The following is a 20,178-nucleotide window of genomic DNA, read 5'->3' on the forward strand; positions in this document are numbered from 1 at the left end:
GCCCGCAGGTCAGCGCGGCAGCGTGAACGACGGGCCGTCGGAGCCGGGGACCTCCGCGACGAGCCCGTCGGCGACGAGCGACGCGAGGCACCGGTCGCGCTGCGCACCGGGAGGCCAGGCGTCGTCGAGCGCGTGCGGGGGGACGGGCTCGAGCGCCCCGCGGAGCAGCGCCATGACGCGCCCGCGCACCTGGCGGTCGGTGCCCGCCCATGCCTGCGTGCGGCGGGCGTGCGCGTGCTCGTCGGCCGGGCGCCCCGCAGCGAGCCACGCGCACGACGTGCGCAGCGGGCACAGCTCGCACGCGGGGGACCGGGCCGTGCACACGAGCGCGCCGAGCTCCATCGAGGCGGCGGCCCAGCGGGCGGCGGTCGCCTCGTCGGCCGGGACCAGGGCCGCGGCGTCCCGGGTCTCGGCCGCCGTCAGGTGCGGCGCGGGCAGGGCGACCCCCCGCGCCGCGCGGGCCAGCACGCGACGGACGTTGGTGTCGAGCACCACGGCGCGTCGGCCGAACGCGAACGCGCGCACGGCCGCCGCCGTGTAGGGGCCGACGCCCGGAAGGGCCAGCAGCGCGGCCTCGTCGTCCGGGACCTCGCCGCCGTGCCGCTCGACGACGGCCCGCGCGCACTCCTGCAGCCGCAGCGCGCGGCGCGGGTAGCCCAGCCGGCCCCACGCGCGCAGGACGTCGGCGGTCGGGGCGTCGGCCAGGTCCGCGGGCGTCGGCCACGCGCCCATCCACGCGCGCCACGCCGGCTCGACGCGCACCACGGGCGTCTGCTGCAGCATCATCTCGCTGACCAGCACGCCCCACGGCGTGCGGTCGGGTGCGCGCCACGGCAGGTCGCGCGCGTTCTCGTCGAACCAGGCGACGACGTCGGCGACGAGCGGTGTCACGCCCACAGCTGGTGGCCGAGCGGGTGGGCCGCGTCGAAGCCGGGCAGCACCAGGAACGAGCCGCTCGCGGTGGGGGTGGTGAACGGCATGAGGTCGTCGGTCTCGTCGAGGCGCAGCTGCGTGCGGACGAACGTCTCGAGGTCGTGCGCGAAGCAGACGAACAGCAGCCCCGCGTCGGCCGTGCCGTCCGCGAGCGGGCCGCGGTCGAACGCGTAGCCGCGGCGCAGCATGAGCGCGCTGCCCGTGAACGACGGGTGCGCGGCGCGTGCGTGCGAACGCGCCGGCGTCAGGTAGGCGCCCTCCGGCGTCTTGGCCTGCAGGTCGACCTCGGCCGTCGGGCCACCGCCCGACAGCGGACGGCCGTCCGCGTGCCGCCCGATCACCCGGTCGCGCTCGCCCTCGGCCAGCGCCGCGAACCGCGTGCGGTCCAGGCGCAGCCGCCGCAGCACGCACACCGTCGCGCCCGCGAGCGGGCCGTGGGCGAGCCACACGTTCTCGTCGAGCTCGTCGTCGCCCTCCGGCACGATGATCCCGTCGTGGTAGCCCAGCGGGTTGCGCGCGATCGTGCCCTGGCCCGGGCCGCGGAAGCCGTGCTCGGCCCACAGCGTGGTCGCACCGGGCAGGCTCGCGACGACCGCGTCGAGCGCCGGGCGCAGCGCGGTGCCGTCGCTCGAGGCGAGCGCGACGAGCACGTCGCCGTCGTCGCGGCCGGCCGGGATGCCGTCGTCGCCCGCGAACCGCGGCATCGCGGTGGCGGCCGGGAGCGTCGGGTCGATCGCCGCGAGCGGGCCCGGGCCGAGGCCGACGTGGATCGTGAGGTCGCCCGGGCCGTCGGGGAGCTCGTCGGACGGTCCGGACACCAGGCGCAGGATCGTCGCGCCTGCGGCAGCCAGGCCGGAGCGCAGGTCGGGGCCTGGGTCGGCGCCCCCGCCGAGCCGCAGCACCGCGTGCAGCGCCTGCCGCTGCGGGGTCGCGGGGCGGGCGACGCCGGCCTGGGTGCGGCCCGTGGCGCGGACGCCGGGCGCGCGGTCGGTCGTCGTGCTCGTCGTCGGCCCGCCCTGCGTGACCGCCGTGCCCACGGCCGCGACGGCCGCTGCCGCGACCACGCCTCCGGTGCCGAGCAGCAGCGCGCGCCGGCTGATGCCGGGGGTGTCGCTCACGGCTTGGCCAGCGACGTGCTGCTCGCCGCGCCGAGGTCGATCGTCGTCCACCGGCCGCCCACCTGGACCTCCGCCCGTACCAGCGTCCCGTCCTGCGCGACCCAGTAGCGCGACGTGCCGGCCTTCGTCGCGGCGAAGACGTCGACGTCCGTGCCGTCCACGTCGTCCGAGCGCAGCCAGCGCGCGCCGCCCTGCTGCAGCAGCAGCGGGTTCTCGGGGCGGTCGGAACCCAGGTCGAGCAGCACCAGCAGCGTCGCGTGCACGCCCGACGAGCGTGCGTCCAGCGGCGTCGCGGCTGTGGACCGCAGCGCCACGGGCACGGGGAGCGGAGCGGTCGTCGTCCCCGCCGGTGCGGGCTGGAGGCGCGCCGACGAGCCGTCCCACAGCAGCAGGCTCGGCGCCGCGTCGTCCTGCGTCGCGAGCGCGTAGCCCGTGTGGTCGCGGAAGTCGACCCAGCCTGCGAGGTCGAGCGTGCCCGAGGCGTCCGTGACCGAGGTGCTGAACGCGCGCGTGCCCGCGTCGTAGTCGTGGAAGCGGATCGTCGCGAGCGTCTGCGCCTCGTCCTGCGTCACCGGGCGCTCCTGCGGTGCCGACGAGCAGCCGACGAGCACCGCGGCGGCACCGGCCGCGACGACGAGCAGCCCCGCGGTCCGGCGGCGCCTCATGACGAGCCCTGCGCGGTGCCGGCGAGGTCCGCGAGCAGGTCGGCGGCAGGGACGGGGATCGTGTCGAGGTCCGGCATGGTCACCGTCGCGGGCAGGGGTCCGCGCTCGCCCGGGTCCGGCATCGACGGCTGCGCGGGCGGTGCCGCGACCTCGAGGAAGCTGGTGCCCGCCGGGACGTCGACCGCGGGCAGGGTGCCGGTGGGCTGCGTGCCGTGGCAGTCGGCGAGCAGGTCGGCCGGCAGCGTGGGCGCCGCGGCCGGGGTCACGCAGTTGCCCGAGGCGGGTGCGCGGGCCGCGGAGACGTTCGCGACCGCGACGCCGTTGCCGGTCAGCACGTCGTCGGTGAACGTGTTGCCCGTCGCGGCGAGGTCCTCGGTGTTGGCGAGCAGAACCCCGGCACGCACGTTGCCCGTGATCCGGTTGCGCAGGAGCACGTTGTCCTGCCCGCCGCTGATGCCGAGGCCGATGCCCCAGCCGCCGGTCGCCTGCTCGGGGGTGTCGGCCTGCTGGTTGTCCGACACCAGGTTCCCGACGACCGTGTTGGCGCGCTGCGGCGTGAACGCCTCCTGGTAGTTGGAGATCAGCGTCATGCCCACGCGGTTGCCGCTGAACCGGTTGCCGACGATCACCACCGAGTCCGACGCGTTCGCGTTCTCGAACCCCACCGCGTTGCGCTCGGCGACGTTGCCCTGCACGAGGATGTCGCAGCTGCGGCACTGCCCGACGTAGAACCCCGAGTCCGCGGATCCCGACGCGTAGGAGTCGCGGATGACGCCATGGTTGGCGTCGAACGCGTAGATCCCGTACAGGCCGTTGTCGGTCGCCGTGACGTGGTCGATCGAGAAGCGCTGCACCGGCGGGAACTTGTCCGGGTCGAGGTGCGTGTAGCCCTGGCCGTCGTGCGCCGACGGCCCGTTCTCGTCGTGCAGACCCGTGACGAGCACACCGTAGAAGGTGGTGCGGCGCACCGTCAGGTTCTCGATCCGGACGCCGTCGGCGGTCGCGACGACGCCGTAGGGCCGCCGACCACCGCCGTCGACGACGACCGCGTCGCGGTCCTCGCCGCGGATGGTCACGTCTCGCTTGCCGACCACCACCTGCTCGTCGTACACACCCGGAGCGATGAGCACCGTGCCGCCCGGCGCGACCCGGTCGACCGCCTTCGTGATCGTCGCGACGTCGCCCGGCACGTGCACGAGCGAGCGGTCACCGCCCGAGCCCCCGCACGCCGTCGTCGCCAGGACGGCGACGAGCGCGCAGGCCGCCAGGAGGGCGGTGAGGGGGCGGGAGAGCACGCGCCGAGTGTAGGTCGCCGCCCCTGCGGGTCGGCCGTCGCTGGGCCGAACGTGTGAACGCGAGGGTGATCTTGCCCACGCCGCACACGCCGGTTGCCGGAGGTAACGGACATCGTCGGACGAACCGTGCCGGAGCGTCCGACAGACTGCACGCGCGCCGCGGAGTCCCTGGTCAACGAGCCGCGCGCGGACCCCCACCCGTTCGGAAGGACCTCCTTCGTGCTGCTGCGCCGACCCTCGTCGCGTCCCACGTCCCGCCTCGTCGCCGCGCTCACCGCGGCGGCCCTGCTCGCCGTCGGGACCGTCGCAGGCGTGGGCGCGACCGCGGCCGACGCCGCGACGTCCGGCTCGGTCAAGGGACGCGTCTTCCAGGACTTCAACGGCAACGGCGCGTACGACGCCGGGTCCGCGACCGGGGGGCTGTCGCGGGACCGCGGTGTCGCGGGCGTCGCGGTGAGCGCGGTCGACGCGCTCGGCGCGAGCGTCGGGTCGGCGACGACCGCCGCCGACGGCACGTACACGCTCGCCGTCGCGGACGCGTTCGACTCCCACGTCCGCGTCGCGTTCGCGACCCCCTCCGGCTCGTCGCCGTCGAAGCACGGGGCCGACAACGGCACCTCCGTGCAGTTCGTGACGGTCGGGGACACCGGGGTCGACTACGCGCTCGCGTCCGACGACGAGTACGCGCCGAACAACGCACCGGTCGTCACCGCGATCCAGTACGCGGGCCTGCGCACCAGCGCGACGACGAAGGACTCGCCCTCGCTGGTCGCGGCGCCGTGGGGCACCAACTTCCAGTCGTCGGGCGCCACGGGCTCCGCCACCGCGCAGCAGCAGGGCACCTACCCCGGCCGGACCACGCTCGGCACGCTGTCGCAGACCGGGTCGCTGTGGGGCACCGCGTACTCGCGCCAGGCGGACGTCCTCGTCGCGGCCGCCACCTACAAGCGGCACGCCGACCTGGGGCCACTGGGCCTCGGCGGGCTGTACATCGTGCGCGACGCGCTCGCGGCCGACGGCTCGATCCGGCCGGGAGCGAGCGTCCAGCAGTGGCTCGACCTGTCGGCGCACGGTGTGGACGTCGGCACGGCGGCGACGACCGCAGCGCGCGGGATCGCCGGGCCTGCGGCGCCCGCCGCGGACGTCGACGGCTTCGCCCAGGCCGCCAAGGTCGGCATCGGCGGCCTCACGTTCTCCTCGGACGGCCGCACGCTCTACCTCGTCAACCTCAAGGACCGCCGCCTGTACAGCGTCGACCTCGCGACGGAGACGGTCAGCGGCCCGTGGGGTCCCGTCCTGCCCGCCGGCCAGCGCCCGTGGGCGCTCACGGTGCACGACGGGTCGATCTACCTCGGTGTCGTCGACAGCGGTGAGGCCGCCCCCGGCACGAGCGCCTCGGACCAGGGCGCGAAGCTGCACGTGCTGCGGGCCGCCGAGTCCGCGCCCACCGCGTGGACCGAGGTGCTGGGCGGAGCGCTCGGCTACACCAAGGGTGAGGTCATCCCGAACACCGACCCGCACGTCACACGGTGGAACTCGTGGGTCGACACGTGGAACGGCGGCTCGGGCGCGACGGCCTGGAGCGTGGGGACGACCGCGTGGGGCGACGCGCAGGTGTACCCGCAGGCCGTGCTGACGACCATCACGTTCGACACCGACGGCTACATGGTGCTCGGGCTGGCCGACCGCACCGGCATCCAGGGCGGCAACCGGAACCACTCGACCCTCGCGGGCGACACCAAGAGCTACGAGACCGTCTCGAGCGGCGACATCCTCACGGCCGCGCCCGCCGGTGGCGTCTACACGCTGGAGGCGAACGGCGTCGCCGGCACGCGGACCGGCGCGTCGACCGCGAGCCCGCAGGGGCCCGGCGGTCGCGAGTTCTTCAACGACGCCCAGAACAAGGGCGCGGGCGGCAGCCACAACGAGGTCACCCTCGGCTCGGTGACGACGCTGCCCGGTGTGGACGGCGTCGTCTCGACGGCGTTCGACCCGCTGAACGCGATCCGCGTGGCCGGGCTCATGTGGTTCAGCACGACGAACGGCGCGGCGATCGCCGGGTACGAGCACCTCGCGGACGCCGGCGGCTCGGCCGGGTCGTCGGGCACGTTCCAGAAGGGCGGCGGCCTGGGCGACATCGAGGCGCTCGCCGCGCAGGCTCCCGTCGAGATCGGGGACCGCGTGTGGTTCGACGCGGACCAGGACGGCGTGCAGGACGCCGACGAGCCGTCCGTCGCGGGCGTCACGGTCGAGCTGTGGGACGGCGCGACCAAGCTGGCCACGAAGGTCACGGGCGCCGACGGCACCTACTACTTCAGCACCGCGGACGTCCCGGGCTTCGACCCGGACGGCTCGTACACCGTCAAGGTCGTGCTCCCGAGCACCGGGAACCTGTTCACGGGTGACCCGACGTTCGGCACCGTGCCGTGGAGCGCCGCGGCCTTCACCACCGCGCACGCGGGCAGCGACGACGGCGTCGACTCCGACGCGTCGTCGGCCGGCGTGATCCCCGTGACCGTCGGCGGCCCCGGCGAGAACGACCACGGCTTCGACGCGGGCCTCGTCGCGAACGTGTCCTTCACGGTCGCCAAGCAGCTCGCGTCCGGCAGTGCGGCACCGGGCAGCGGGCAGACGTTCGCCCTGTCCGCGGCGGCTCGCGACTTCCGTGGCCAGGCGATCGGCTCGGGTCCGGCGTGGTCGGGTGACCTCGCGGTGGGCGGCTCCTCGCCGTCGGTGACGCTCCCGGTGGGCTCGCGCGTGAAGGTCACCGAGTCCGGGACCTACAAGGCGACGACGCTGTCCGTGGCTCCGGCCCGGACGCCCGACGCGGACGGCTACTACGCGCTCACGGGCGCCGGCACGGCGTTCGCCTTCACGATGACGAACACACTGTTCGCGCCCGGGACGTTCTCGGTCGCGAAGACGGTCTCCGGCGACGGCAGCTCGCTCGTCGCCGCCGACCAGGACTTCACGGTCCAGTACTCGACGGACGCCGGCACGTCGTGGCACGACCTGACGGTCGAGCGCGGCGGCTCGGTGACGTCGCCGGCCCTGCCCTACGGCTCGTCCGTGCTCGTGCGCGAGGGGACGCGGCCGGTCGTCGCGGGTGTGCAGTGGCAGACCCCGTCGTGGACCGTGGACGGCGGCGTCGCCGCGACCCAGGACGTCGTGGCGATCACGATCGGCGACGGCACCGACGTCTCGATCGCGCTCGACAACCCGACGACCCGCGACCAGGGCGGCATCTCGCTCACCAAGACCGTCTCGGGCGGCGCGGCGGCGTCGGTGCCGAACGGGTTCCACTTCCTCGTCGACGCGACCTGGACCAACCCCGTCACGGGCGGCCTGGGCACCGACGTGCTCGACGTCACCAAGGCGTCCCCGGCGGACAGCATCTGGGGCCTGCCGTACGGCACCGTGGTGACGCTCACCGAGCGTGCGCGCACCGGCGCACCGGCCGACGTCAGCTGGGGCGACCCGGTGTGGTCCGGCACGGGCGTCACGTCGCACGCGGACGGCTCCGCGACGGTGACGATCGGCTCGGGGCTCGTCGCCGTGGGCCTGACCAACCCGACGACCCAGCTCACGGGCGACCTCAGCGTGCTCAAGACCGTGACCGGCCCGGCCGCGGCCTCTGCGCCGACGTCGGGGTACCAGGTGGTGTTCTCGGTCGGCGGGTCCACCGTGACCAAGGCGCTGACCACGACGAGCAGCACGGTGCTCGAGGACGTCCCCGCGGGCACGGTCGTGACGCTGAGCGAGGGCACGCGCCCCGCGGGCGGCCCGGACCTCGCGTGGGAGACCCCCGTGTGGACGGGTGCGGGCGTGCACGACAACGGTGACGGCACGGCGACGGTCACCGTGGTGGCCGGGTCGACGATCGCGATCAGGCTCGAGAACCCGACGGACCAGCTGGTCGACGGGTTCTCCGTGACCAAGGACGTGACGGGTGACGCGGCGGCCTCGGTCCCGGCGACGTTCGGCTTCACGGTCGACTGGGACCGCGACGGTGTCGCCCAGACCGCGATCACGCTGACGAAGGCGGTGCCCACGCAGTCGTTCTCCGGCCTGCCCCGCGGCACGGTCGTGACGCTGCGCGAGGTCACGCCGACCGGCGCGCCCGCGGACGTCTCGTGGCGCACGCCCGTCTGGTCCGGCACGGGCGTCACGACGAACCCGGACGGCTCGGCGACCTTCACGATCGGCTCGTCGCCGGTCGCGGTCGGGCTCGAGAACCCCACGACGCGCCTGTTCGGCGGGTTCCGGGTGACCAAGCACGTCGTCGGCGAGGGCACCCACGTCCTGCAGGGCCACCCCGCGTTCGACGTGACGTACACCGTCCCGGGCGAGTCGCCGACCACCAGGACGATCACCGACGGCGGCAGCTTCACCGTCGCCGACCTCCCCGCGGGCACGGTCGTCGACCTGTCCGAGGCGACGCCGACCGGCGGCCTGCCGGCGGGTGCGAGCTGGGGCACGCCCCGCTTCCTCGTCGACGGGCACGAGGTCACGCACGTCACCGTGAAGGCCGACGAGACCGTCGAGGTGGTCCTCGAGAACCCGACGACCGTCACGCCGGCGATCGACGTCGAGAAGGGCGACGGCGCGGGCGGCACGATCCTGCACGACGCCGACACGATGGCCGACGGCGAGCACTACGCACCCGGCGAGAAGCGCGAGATCGACCTCGTCGTGACCAACACCGGGACCGAGCGCCTGCGCGAGGTCACGCTGCGCGACGACCTCGTCTCGGGCGACGCCGTCACCGCCATCACCTGGACGTTCCCCGACGGTTCCACCGCCACGGCCGTGCGTGACGGCGACGCGTGGGTCGCGACGTGGCCCGCGACGTTCGGCTCCGGGACGGCGTCGTTCGCCCCCGGCGAGACGATCACCGGCGTCGCGTCGCTCACCGTGACGGCCTCCGCGCAGCCGCACGTCGACGTCGCCTCGGTGACGGGCGTGGGCATCGCGTCGGGCACGAAGGTGCGCGACGAGGACGCCTACGACGCGTTCACGGGCGCGATCCAGGTCATCAAGTACGACGGCGCGTCGCACGACCCGCAGGTCCGTGACGGCGACGACTGGGTGGTGCCCACCAAGCCGCTCGTCGACGCGGCCCAGGACGCGCAGGACGCCGCGCACGCCGTCGCCGTCGCGAGCGGGACCCCGCACGAGGTGCGGTGGGTCGTGACGAACACCGGCACGACGACCCTCACGGACGTCGACCTCGCCGACACCACGGCCCACGGCCCCGAGATCGCGTCGTGGACGTGCGACCTGTCGCCGTTCGGCGGCCCGAAGGCGTACGACTTCGTCGCCGACGGCACGTGGCACGGCGAGCTCCCGCCGAACGCGTCGTTCTTCTGCACGGGCGACCTCACGCTGGAGCAGGGGACGCACGCCGACACGGTCGACGTCGAGGCCACGGTCGTCGTCCCGGCGGTCGACGCGCACGGCAAGCCGACCGGCGAGCCCTCGCGTGACGCCGACGGTGCGCTCGTCACGGCACGCCACGACGACGGCACGCCCGTGCGCGTCGCGGACGACGACCCGTTCCACGCGAAGGCCGCCGAGGTCACGACCGGCGGCTCGACCGACCCGGACGGCACGAAGCCCACGCCGAAGCCCGACGGCGGTGCGCTCGCGACGACCGGTGCGCAGGTCGCCGGCGTGGCCGGGCTCGCGCTCCTCGTGCTGCTCGGTGGCGTGCTCGCCCTCGTGTGGTCCTCGCGCCGGCGGTCGCGCGCCTGACGGTCGCGCACGGGCCCGGTTCGCCGCATCACGCGGCGCGCCGGGCCCGTTGCCGTCCGCGGCCGTCGTGCCCTCGTACCGTGGACACGGTCGGACCTGGTCGGACATGGCCGTGACCTGGACGGGCACTGGACGGGCACGGTCCGGCGTGATCCGGGTCCCCGGGGGAGACGTGCGATGAGCGAACGGTTGCCGAGCAGCGTGTACTGGCGGCGGCGCCTCGTCGTGCTCGGGATCCCGCTGGTGCTCGTGGTGGTGCTGGTGTGGATGGTCGCGGGACGCGGGTCGGCCGACGACGCGACGGGGCCGACGACGCCTGCGAGCACGTCGAAGGCGACGTCGACCGGGGCGACGAACAAGCCGACGGACAAGCCGACCACCAAGCCCACCACCAAGCCCACCACGACGACGAGCGTCCCGCCGTGCTCGTCGTACACCGTCGCCGTCACCGCCGACCACGACTCCTACGCCGCGGGCAGGAACCCGAGGCTCACCACGACGATCACCAACACGGGCGACGCCACGTGCCTGGTCGACGCCGGTGACGACCACCGCCAGCTCGTGATCACGTCGGGCAAGGACGTCGTGTGGACGTCGAAGGACTGCGCGACGGACGCGACCGCGAGCAAGCCGCTGCTGCTCACCAAGGGCCAATCGGTGGATGCGACGACCACATGGAAGCGCGTGCGGTCGGCGGCCGGGTGCCCGGACAAGACCGTCGCCGCGAAGCCCGGGACCTACGCCGTGACGTACACGCTCGACGGGGTCAACGCCGCGCCCGCGGTGCTCGCGCTGCGCTGACGCCGCGTCGCGCGGCTGATCTCAGACGTACCGCTCGAGGATGCTCGACTCCGCGAGCCGCGACAGCCCCTCGCGCACGGCCCGCGCGCGCTGCTCGCCCACGCCGTCGACGGCCATGAGGTCGTCGATGCCGGCCGCGAGGAGCTTCTGCAGGCCGCCGAAGTGCGCGACGAGCCGCTCGACGATCGCCCCCGGCAGGCGCGGGACGCGCGACAGCAGGCGGTAGCCACGCGGGCCCGCCGCGGCGTCGAGCGCGTCGCCACCGCCCGGGAGGCCGAGCACGCGTGCGATGTGCGCGATGTCGAGCAGGTCGGTCGAGCTGAGCTCGGCGAGCGCCGCGAGCACGGACTCGACGTCGCGGCGGCTCGTGTCGACGTAGTCGCGGATGACGAGCTCGCGGTCGGAACCGATGCCGCCGACCAGCTCGTCGAGCTGCAGCGTGAGCAGGCGACCGTCGGTGCCGAGCTCGACGACGTAGCCCTCGATCTCCTCGGAGATGCGGCGCACCATCTCGAGGCGCTGCACCACGGCGGACACGTCCCGCACCGTGACGAGGTCCTCGATCTCCAGCGCGGACAGCGTGCCGCTGACCTCGTCGAGCCGGGCCTTGTAGCGCTCGAGCGTGTCGAGCGCCTGGTTGGCGCGCGACAGGATCGTCGTCGAGCCCTCGAGGACGTAGCGCTGGCTGCCCACGTACAGCGCGATGATCCGCATCGACGCGGACACCGAGATCACGGGGAGGCCGGTCTGCTTCGCGACGCGCTCCGCCGTGCGGTGGCGCGTGCCGGACTCGCTCGTCTCGATCGTCACGTCCGGCAGCAGCTGCACCGCGGCGCGCACGATCCGGCCGACGTTCTGGTCGACGACGACCGCGCCGTCCATCTTGCACAGCTCGCGCAGGCGGGTCGCGGAGAACTCGACGTCGAGCACGAAGCCGCCCGAGCAGATGCTCTCGACCGTCCGGTCGAACCCGAGCACGATGAGCGCTCCGGTACGCCCGCGCAGGATGCGCTCGAGCCCGTCACGCAGCGCGCTGCCGGGGGCGACGGCGGCGAGGGTGGACCTCAGCAGGTCCTCGGGCGTGTGGGGGTGCGCGACCACGGGCACATCCTAACGAGCGACCCCCTCGCTTCCGGGCTCCGAACCGCGGGGGCGCAGCCGGTGAGCGCGCGGGTCGTCCGTGAGAGTCGCACCAGCAAGCCGCGCGCTCGCGGACTGTCCGCGCACTCAGGCGGCGGCCCCGCTCGCGGGGAGTGGTGGGAGCCGGATGGGGGAATCGAGGGGCGGTGCGGTTCACCGAGTCGTTACACGAACGAGACGCCGGGGAAGTGTTCAGGGCGTTGACTGTTAGGAAACCTACCTAATAGTTTGAGCCGCAGGTCCTCGACGACGAGGGCGGCGGTCGACGACGATCGGAGCGCGATGTCTGCGGTGAACCAGCCGGGCAAGCCCGGGCTGCTGCGCGAGCTGAACGACCGCGCCGCGCTCGCGCTGCTCCTCGAGCACGGGCCGCTCACGCGCGCCCGGATCGGCGAGCTCACCGGGCTGTCCAAGCCCACCGCGTCGCAGGTCGTCGCGCGGCTCGAGGCCGCGGGGCTCATCGCGGAGGTCGGCGAGGTCACCGGCGCGCGCGGCCCCAACGCGGCGACGTACGCGGCACGGGGGGACCGCATGCTCGCGGTGGCGGTCGACGTACGGCCGTACCGCGTCGTCTCGACGGTCGTCGACGCCGCGGGCACCGAGCACCCCGTGGCGGAGGTCGAGCTCGCGCACAACGCGTCCGAGCGCTCCGCGGTGGGAGACATCAGGGCGGCGATCGACGCCGCGTGCAGCGCCGCCGGCGTGGACCGCGAGCGCGTCGTGACCGCCATGGTCGGGCTGCAGGGGGCCGTCGACCCGCGCACCGACGACCTCGCGTTCACCGGCCTCATGCCCGGCTGGCCGCGCCGCCAGGTGCGCGCCGAGCTCGAGAAGGGGCTCGAGATCGACGTCCGCATCGACAACGACGTCAACCTCGCCGCGGTCGCGGAGCGCGAGCACGGGTCGGTCGAGGCCGACGAGGACTTCGCGCTGCTGTGGCTCGGCGACGGGCTCGGCGTCGCGCTGCACCTGCGCGGCGAGCTGCACCGCGGCGCTGCCGGCGGCGCGGGCGAGATCGGCTACCTCCCCGTCGTGACGGGTGACGGCTCGTCGTCGGCCGACCTGCAAGACCTCGTCGGCGGCGTCGCCGTGACCCGCGTGGCGCGCGCCCACGGGGTGCGCGGCCGACGCCTCGACCAGGTGCTCGACGCGCTCGCGACGTCCGACGAGCGCGACGCCGTCCTGTCCGAGCTCGCACCGCGCGTCGCCGCGGGCGTGCTCCCCGTCCTCGCCGTGCTCGCCCCGCACCGGGTCGTGCTCGGTGGACCGACCGGCATGGCCGGCGGTCAGGCCCTCGCCGACCAGGTGCGGGCGCACATCCGCAGGACCACCAGGTGGTCCCCGACCGTCTCCGCCAGCACCGTGCCCGATCAGCCGGTGCTGCGGGGAGCACGCGCCGTCGTCGGCGCCGACCTGCGCAGCAGGCTGCTGGACCTCGTCAGCTAGCACCCACACCGACCCGCACCAGGCGACCGGCGCCCGCCGGACGTCCCTGCAGCACACCCTCAGCACATCCCCAGCACCCGAAACGGAGTCACGTCGTGCGATACCGCTCAGTCCTCGCCGTCCCCGCTCTCGTGTCGCTCGCCCTCGTCGCCGCGTGCAGCGGCGGGTCGAGCGGCGGCGGCCCCACCGCGGCGGCGTCCGCGCCGCCCACGGTCACGGGCACCATCCAGTTCTGGCACTTCTTCACCGACCGCGAGGCGGACGTCATCCAGGGCGTCGTCGACGACTTCGAGAAGGCCAACCCCGGCGTCAAGGTCGAGGTCAAGTCCGGGCAGGACGACCAGAAGATGCGCCAGGCCATCTCCGCGGGCCAGCCCATCGACGTGGGCCTGAGCTACTCGACCGACCAGGTGGGTCCGCTCTGCTCGTCGGGCGACTTCGTCGACCTCACGTCGTTCATCACGCGCGACAAGGTCGACCTCGACCAGATCCCGCAGACCGTGCGCGACTACACGCAGTTCGACGGCAAGCGCTGCACGATGCCCGCGCTCGCCGACGTCTACGGGCTCTACTACAACAAGAAGCTGCTCCAGGCGGCGGGCTACACGCAGCCGCCCAAGACGCTCGCCGAGCTGTCCGACATGGCCGTCAAGCTCACGACGTACAACAAGGACGGCTCGATCAAGCAGCTGGGCTTCATGCCGCTGCTCGGCTACTACGAGAACGCGGAGGCGCACTGGGCGCCGTCGGCCGACGCGAAGTGGCTCAACGAGGACGGCACGTCGGCGATCGGGTCGTCGCCGGGCTGGCCGGTGCTGCTGCAGTGGCAGAAGGACATCGTCGACAGGCTGGGCGGGTACGCCAAGCTCGCGAAGTTCCAGGCCGGGCTGGGCGAGGAGTTCTCCGCGCAGAACGACTTCCAGACGGGCCGCGTCGCGATGAACCTCGACGGCGAGTACCGCACCGCGTTCATCGCCGACCAGGCGAAGGACCTCGACTACGGCACCGCGCCCTTCCCGTCCGCGCAGGGGTACGAGAGCACCTACGGCGGCGGGTACATCACGGGGAACATCGTCGGGATCGGCAAGGGGTCCAAGAACCCCGAGGCCGCGTGGGCGTTCATCAAGTACCTCACGACGAACACCGACGCCCAGGTCAAGCTGTCGAACGGGCTCAAGAACGTGCCGACGATGCACGACGCGATCGTCTCCCCGCAGCTCGAGGTCTCGGAGCAGTTCAAGACGTTCCTCGACATCTTCGAGAACGAGCACTCGTCGACCACCCCGCCGTCGGCCATCGGCGCGGAGTACCAGACGATCTTCGGCACCCACACCGCCAAGTGGCAGCAGGGCAAGGTCGACGACCTCTCGGCGATGCTCAAGCAGGTCGACGACGAGATCGACGCAGCCGTGAAGCTGCAGGGCGGGAGCTGACGCATGGCCTCGGCGATCCGCCGCCGGCGCACGGTCACGGCGTACCTGTTCTGCACGCCCGCCCTGCTCGGCATGCTGGTGTTCTTCGTGTTCCCCCTGGTCATGACGGTGTACTACTCGTTCACCTCGTTCGACCTGTCGAACGCGCCGCGCTGGAACGACTTCGCGAACTGGAAGTTCCTGTTCGGCCAGGACCCCCTCATCGGCAAGGCCGCGCTGAACACGCTGTGGTTCGTCGCGATCCTCGTGCCGGTGCGGATCGCCGGGGCCATGCTCGTCGCGTGGGCGCTCACCCGCGCCCGGCGCGCGTCCGGTGCGCTGCGCACCGTCTACTACCTGCCCGCGCTCGTGCCCCCGGTGGCCTCGACGATCGCGTTCGTGTTCCTGCTCAACCCCGCGACCGGGCCGGTGAACCGGCTGCTCGCGGCGTTCGGGATCCACGGGCCGGGCTGGTTCACCGACCCCGCGTGGGCCAAGCCGGCGCTCGTCCTGCTCGGCCTCTGGGTGCTCGGCGACATCATGGTGATCTTCCTCGCCGCGCTCCTCGACGTGCCGACCGAGCAGTACGAGGCCGCCGAGCTCGACGGCGCCAACGGTGTGCAGCGGTTCTGGTACATCACGCTGCCGAACATGGCGCCCGTGCTCGTGTTCGCGCTGATCACGGGCATCATCGCGGCGCTGCAGTACTTCACGGAACCGGCGGTCGCGTCGGCCACGGCCATGGGCAAGTCGTCCGTGGGTGCGGGCACCAGCACGCTGCTGGGCTGGCCCGACGAGTCGACCCTGACCTACGGCCAGCTCCTGTACTCGAAGGCCTTCGGCGCGAACCTGTTCGGGTACGCCTCCGCGATGGCGGTCGTGCTGTTCGTCGTCGCCGGGCTGGCCACCGCGGTGCTGCTGCGCCGGTTCCGCTCGCTCACGCCGGAGGTGGCGAGTTGACCGCCACCGCCACGCGTCCTGCCCGGCCGCCCCGGGTCCGTCCGACGAGCTCCGAGCAGGGCCGTCGGCGCCGATCGCCCGTCGTCTTCGTCGCCGACCACGCGCTGCTCGTCGCGCTCGCCGTGATGTTCCTCGCGCCCTTCGTCTTCGTGCTGCTCACCGCGGTCATGTCGCCGCAGCAGGCTGGGACGGCGTTCGCGTGGCCCACGTCGTGGCACTGGGAGAACTTCGCCGAGGTGTTCCACAAGCTGCCGATGCTCAAGTACTTCGGCAACTCGTTCCTCTACGCCGGGCTCGCGACGGCGTTCATGCTGGTGTCGTCGGTGCCCGCGGCGTACGCGCTCGCGCGCATCCAGTTCCGCGGGTCGCGGCTCATCCTGCTGGCGATCATCGGGGCGATGCTGCTGCCGCCGCAGGTGACGTCCGTCCCGCTGTACGTCATGTGGTCGAAGGCGGGGCTGACCGGCAGCCTCTGGCCGCTGATCCTGCCGAACCTGCTGGGCGACGCGTTCTCGATCTTCCTGCTGCGGCAGTTCTTCCTCACGATCCCGCGCGAGTACACCGAGGCGGCGCGGATCGACGGCTGCGGCGAGGTGCGCACGCTGCTGCGCGTGGTCCTGCCGATGGCACGTCCGGGCATCGCGGCGACGTCGATCTTCCTGTTCTTCGCGTCGTGGAACGACTACTACGGGCCGCTGCTCTACACCTCCGAGAACGAGTCGGCGTGGCCCGTCTCGTACGCGCTCGCGCAGTTCCGCGGTGCGCGCTCGGTGGACTGGAACCTCACGATGGCCGCCACGCTGATCGCGATGGTGCCGGTGGTCGTCGTCTTCCTCGCCGCGCAGCGCTCGTTCGTGCGCGGCGTGACCCTGACAGGAGTGAAGGGATGAAGCTCACCGTCATCGGCGGCGGGTCCACGTACACGCCGGAGCTCGTGGACGGGTTCGCCCGGCTGCGCGAGCTGCTGCCGCTCGAGGAGCTGTGCCTCGTCGACCCCGACCCGTCGCGGCTCTCGCTCGTCGGCGCCGTGTCCCAGCGCATGTTCGCGCACGCCGGCTACGACGTGCGGGTCACGACGACGTCCGACGTGGTCGCGGGCGTGTCCGACGCCTCCGCGGTGCTGTTCCAGCTGCGCGTGGGCGGGCAGGCGGCGCGGCACCGCGACGAGACCTTCCCGCACGCGTGCGGGTGCATCGGGCAGGAGACCACCGGGCCGGGCGGGTTCGCGAAGGCCTTGCGGACCGTGCCGGTGGTGCTCTCGCTCGCGGAGCTCGTGCGGCGGCACGCGCGGCCGGACGCGTGGATCGTCGACTTCACCAACCCCGTGGGGATCGTGACGCGCGCGCTGCTCTCCCACGGGCACCGGGCCGTGGGGCTGTGCAACGTGGCGATCGGATTCCAGCGGCGGTTCGCCGGGATGCTCGGGGTCGCGCCGTCGGCCGTGCAGCTGGACCACGTGGGGCTCAACCACCTGACGTGGGTGCGCGGGGCCACGGTGGACGGGGTCGACCGGCTGCCCGCGCTGCTGTCCGCGCACGGTGCGGAGATCGCCGACGAGGTCGAGCTGCCGCCCGCGCTGGTCGAGCTGCTGGGCGTCGTCCCGTCGTACTACCTGCGCTACTACTACGCGCACGACGAGGTGCTCGCCGAGCAGACGGCCCCCGGGGCGCTCACGCGCGCGGAGTCGGTCATGGACGTCGAGGCCGAGCTGCTCAAGGAGTACGCCGACCCCCGCGTCGTCACCAAGCCCGAGGCGCTGACCCGCCGCGGGGGAGCGTTCTACTCCGAGGCGGCGGTCGACCTGCTCGCCTCGCTCACCGCCGACCGCGGCGACGTGCAGGTGGTCAACGTGCGCAACGACGGCACGCTGCCGTTCCTGCCCGACGACCACGTGGTCGAGGTGCCCGCGGTGGTCGGCGGCTCGGGCGTCACGCCGCTGGCCGTCGCGCCGTTGGCACCCGAGGCGGCCGGCCTCGTCGCGCACGTCGCCGCGTACGAGCGGCTCGCGCTCGACGCGGCCGTGCACGGCGGGAGGGCCCGCGTCGAGCGGGCGCTGCTCGCGCACCCGCTCGTGGGCCAGTACGACCGCGCGGTGCGCCTGACCGACGAGCTGCTCGCCGCGAACGCCGAGCACCTGGCGTGGGCGCGGTGAGCGTGCTGCTCGCCGTCGACGGCGGCGGGAGCAAGACCGACGTCCTGGCGCTCGACCGCGACGGGCGCGTGCTGGGGCACGCGCGCGGGCCGGGGTCGTGCCCGCAGGTCATCGGGGTGGGGCCCGCGCTCGCGGTGGTCGACGGGCTCGTGCGGTCGGTGCTGGGCTCGTCGGACGTCGCGCACGCGGGGATCTACCTGTCGGGGCTCGACCTGCCCGTCGAGATCGACACGTTCGTCACGGCGCTCGGCACGCTGCCATGGTTCTCGTCGGCCGCCTCCGCGGTGGTCGACAACGACACGTTCGCGCTGCTGCGCGCCGGCACGCCCGCGCACGAGGCCGTCGCCGTGGTGTGCGGGACGGGGATCAACTGCGTGGGCCGACGAGCGGACGGGGCGACCGCGCGGTTCCCCGCGCTCGGTCACATCTCGGGCGACTGGGGCGGGGGCTCGGAGCTGGGACAGCTCGCGCTCTGGCACGCCGCGCGGGCGCTCGACGGCCGCGGTCCGGCGACGTCGCTCGTCTCGCTGGTGCCGGCCGCGCTGGCGCGCGGGTCGCTGCCCGAGGTGATCGAGGACCTGCACTTCGGGCGGCTGCCGGGGGGCGTGCTGACGACGCTCGCGCCCGTGCTGCTCGCGGCGGCTGCTGGCGGCGACGCGGTGGCGCGCTCGGTCGTCGAGCGGCAGGCCGACGAGGTCGCGACGCTGGCCCTCGTCGCGCTGCGGCGGCTCGAGCTGCTGGACCGGCCCGTGCCGGTGGTGCTCGGCGGGGGAGTGCTCGCCGCGCGGCACCCGCTGCTGCAGGACGGGATCGCCGCGCGGCTGGGCGTCGACGCGCCGCTGGCTCACCTCGAGGTGGTCGCTGCGCCGCCCGTGCTGGGGGCGGCGTGGCTGGTGCTGGAGTCGGCGGGTGCGTCGTCGGCTGCGCTCGCGCGGGTCGCGGCGGAGGCGTCGTCCCTCGGTCTCGGGGCTGCGGTCGTCCCGGTCGAGGGCAGGGTCGAGCCGGAGCCCGCGCTGTGAGCGCGCGGACCGGGCTCGCCCGCCGAGGAGCAGCGGCGGTCGGTGCCGCCGTCGCCCTCGGGCTGGTCGCGGCGGCGTGCTCGTCGGGCGGGTCGGACCCGTCCGCATCGGAGGCGAGCGCGCCGCCCGCGACGGTCTCGTCAGGCTCGTCGCCGTCCTCGTCGTCGGCCGAAGCCGGACGTCCCGTCTCGACCGCCACCGCTGGCGGCGATCTCGCGGGCGCCGCGCTCGCCGAGCCCGCGCGCAAGGAGATCGCGATGGAGCTCGTGTCGAGCGCCGAGAACTCCTCGCTCGACTGGCGCGCGCAGTACCGGTACGTCGAGGACATCGGCGACGGCCGGGGCTACACCGCCGGGATCATCGGCTTCTGCTCGGGGACCGGGGACATGCTCGAGCTGGTCGAGGCGTACACCGCCACGTCCCCCGACAACCCGCTCGCCCCCTACCTGCCCGCACTGCGCGCAGTGAACGGCACCGACTCGCACGAGGGGCTCGACCCGGCTTTCGTCGACGCGTGGCGCACCGCGGCCGACGACCCCGTGTTCCAGGCCGCGCAGGACCACGAGCGGGACACGGTCTACTTCGACCCGTCCGTCGCGCTCGCAGTCGCGGACGGGCTGGGCGCGCTCGGCCAGTTCGCCTACTACGACGCCGCGGTCATGCACGGTTTCGACGGCATGCAGGGCGTGCGCGCCCGAGCGCTCGCGCGTGCCGCGACCCCGGCCGCCGGCGGCGACGAGACGGTCTACCTCGACGCGTTCCTCGACGAGCGCGTCGTGGAGATGGACAAGGAGGAGGCGCACAGCGACACGAGCCGGGTCGACGACGCGCAGCGGGTCTTCCTGCGCGCCGGCAACCTGTCCCTCACGCCGCCCCTGCGCTGGCACGTGTACGGCGACCCGTACGAGATCGCCACCCTCCAGGACTGACGGGCCCACCCGGCCGGTCCGGCCGGCCGGCCGCCGGAGCCGCCAACTCTCGCGACCAAGCACTTGGTTGCGCGAAGAGCCCCTGAGACGTGCGGAACTGCTTGGTCGGCGACATCGCGCGTCCCGGTGGTCCGCTGCGCGTCCGGTGGTAGTAGGAAGCGATCATGCCGCCGCCTTCAGCGCCCGTCGTGTGGTCGTGGCGGCACGCGGGCCTCGGGCTGGCCTACGCACTGCCCGCGGCGGGCGTCGTGCCGATCGACCGCGCGGCGGGCAGCGCGCTCGCGGTGGGGGTCCTCCCGGCCGCGTCCCTCGGTCTGCGGGAACACGGGTACGGCGACCCGTACGAGATCACCACCCTCCCGATCTGACCGGGCCGCCCTCCGGACGACCGCCCTTCGACCAAGCACTTGGTTGCACGAAACGCCGCCGAGACGTGCGGAACTGCTTGGTCGGCACCGGATGTGGTCCGATGGGTGACGTTCGGGTGCGCGGGTCCGTACGCGCCGCCGAGACGTGCGGAACTGCTTGGTCGGCCGCCGGTGCCGTCGTGGCCG

Annotated in this window: 15 protein-coding genes; 10 read left to right on the forward strand and 5 right to left on the reverse strand. The window is 73.8% G+C overall.

The genetic code is table 11. From position 1 onward, the window contains the following. Nucleotides 1-9 precede the first annotated feature (9 nt). Genes AW16_RS0106735 through AW16_RS0106750 form a run of 4 tightly spaced genes read right to left on the reverse strand, consistent with a single transcriptional unit; the run spans nt 10 to nt 4,011 of the window. Entirely contained in the window at nt 10-891 is an 882-nt protein-coding gene (locus tag AW16_RS0106735) for an A/G-specific adenine glycosylase (RefSeq protein WP_304412821.1), read from the reverse strand. After that, nucleotides 888-2,051, reverse strand: coding sequence for a Dyp-type peroxidase (locus AW16_RS18600; RefSeq protein WP_029289200.1), 1,164 nt, complete (start codon nt 2,049-2,051; stop codon nt 888-890). Before AW16_RS18600 ends, AW16_RS0106735 begins: the two co-directional genes overlap by 4 nt. Further along, nucleotides 2,048-2,716: a hypothetical protein gene (locus AW16_RS18605; RefSeq protein WP_029289201.1), complete on the reverse strand. Its 669-nt coding sequence runs from the start codon at nt 2,714-2,716 to the stop codon at nt 2,048-2,050. Before AW16_RS18605 ends, AW16_RS18600 begins: the two co-directional genes overlap by 4 nt. Then, the gene (locus AW16_RS0106750) at nt 2,713-4,011 is read right to left on the reverse strand and encodes a nitrous oxide reductase family maturation protein NosD (protein WP_034648254.1); all 1,299 of its coding nucleotides are present in this window, start codon (nt 4,009-4,011) and stop codon (nt 2,713-2,715) included. The genes AW16_RS18605 and AW16_RS0106750 overlap by 4 nt, the downstream gene beginning before the upstream one ends. Before the next feature lie 219 nt (nt 4,012-4,230). On the opposite strand from AW16_RS0106750, the gene AW16_RS16965 reads away from it, so the two are divergent. Together AW16_RS16965 and AW16_RS0106765 are read left to right on the forward strand one after the other, a co-directional pair. Beyond that, complete coding sequence (locus AW16_RS16965) at nt 4,231-9,765, forward strand: DUF5979 domain-containing protein (protein WP_197021577.1); 5,535 nt, start codon at nt 4,231-4,233, stop codon at nt 9,763-9,765. A 177-nt stretch (nt 9,766-9,942) separates the two neighbouring features. After that, nucleotides 9,943-10,566: a hypothetical protein gene (locus AW16_RS0106765; protein ID WP_034648258.1), complete on the forward strand. Its 624-nt coding sequence runs from the start codon at nt 9,943-9,945 to the stop codon at nt 10,564-10,566. A 21-nt stretch (nt 10,567-10,587) separates the two neighbouring features. Here AW16_RS0106765 and disA read toward each other — a convergent pair whose 3' ends face one another. Further along, nucleotides 10,588-11,667: a DNA integrity scanning diadenylate cyclase DisA gene (gene disA / locus AW16_RS0106770; RefSeq protein WP_029289204.1), complete on the reverse strand. Its 1,080-nt coding sequence runs from the start codon at nt 11,665-11,667 to the stop codon at nt 10,588-10,590. Between the two features lie 321 nt (nt 11,668-11,988). Between disA and AW16_RS0106775 the strand changes: the two genes are divergently transcribed. From AW16_RS0106775 to AW16_RS0106810, 8 genes are all read left to right on the forward strand, one after another. Continuing rightward, complete coding sequence (locus AW16_RS0106775; RefSeq protein WP_029289205.1) at nt 11,989-13,152, forward strand: ROK family transcriptional regulator; 1,164 nt, start codon at nt 11,989-11,991, stop codon at nt 13,150-13,152. Between the two features lie 95 nt (nt 13,153-13,247). After that, nucleotides 13,248-14,585 carry an ABC transporter substrate-binding protein gene (locus AW16_RS0106780; protein ID WP_029289206.1) on the forward strand — a complete coding sequence of 446 codons (1,338 nt, stop codon included), beginning with the start codon at nt 13,248-13,250 and terminating at the stop codon, nt 14,583-14,585. Between the two features lie 3 nt (nt 14,586-14,588). Further along, nucleotides 14,589-15,524, forward strand: coding sequence for a carbohydrate ABC transporter permease (locus AW16_RS0106785; RefSeq protein WP_029289207.1), 936 nt, complete (start codon nt 14,589-14,591; stop codon nt 15,522-15,524). Continuing rightward, nucleotides 15,521-16,414 (forward strand): carbohydrate ABC transporter permease, encoded by an 894-nt coding sequence (locus tag AW16_RS0106790; RefSeq protein WP_029289208.1) that lies wholly within the window; start codon nt 15,521-15,523, stop codon nt 16,412-16,414. The genes AW16_RS0106785 and AW16_RS0106790 overlap by 4 nt, the downstream gene beginning before the upstream one ends. After that, nucleotides 16,411-17,676 (forward strand): 6-phospho-beta-glucosidase, encoded by a 1,266-nt coding sequence (locus tag AW16_RS0106795; protein ID WP_029289209.1) that lies wholly within the window; start codon nt 16,411-16,413, stop codon nt 17,674-17,676. The genes AW16_RS0106790 and AW16_RS0106795 overlap by 4 nt, the downstream gene beginning before the upstream one ends. Next, on the forward strand, nt 17,664-18,695 hold the full coding sequence (locus tag AW16_RS0106800; protein WP_051681734.1) for an N-acetylglucosamine kinase: 1,032 nt from the start codon (nt 17,664-17,666) through the stop codon (nt 18,693-18,695). The genes AW16_RS0106795 and AW16_RS0106800 overlap by 13 nt, the downstream gene beginning before the upstream one ends. Continuing rightward, entirely contained in the window at nt 18,692-19,624 is a 933-nt protein-coding gene (locus AW16_RS0106805) for a chitosanase (RefSeq protein ID WP_029289211.1), read from the forward strand. Before AW16_RS0106800 ends, AW16_RS0106805 begins: the two co-directional genes overlap by 4 nt. 164 nt (nt 19,625-19,788) lie before the next feature. Beyond that, the gene (locus AW16_RS0106810; RefSeq protein ID WP_156044084.1) at nt 19,789-19,992 is read left to right on the forward strand and encodes a hypothetical protein; all 204 of its coding nucleotides are present in this window, start codon (nt 19,789-19,791) and stop codon (nt 19,990-19,992) included. Nucleotides 19,993-20,178: the final 186 nt, after the last annotated feature.

The sequence above is a fragment of the Cellulomonas sp. HZM genome (assembly GCF_000708885.1).
Classification (GTDB): domain Bacteria; phylum Actinomycetota; class Actinomycetes; order Actinomycetales; family Cellulomonadaceae; genus Cellulomonas.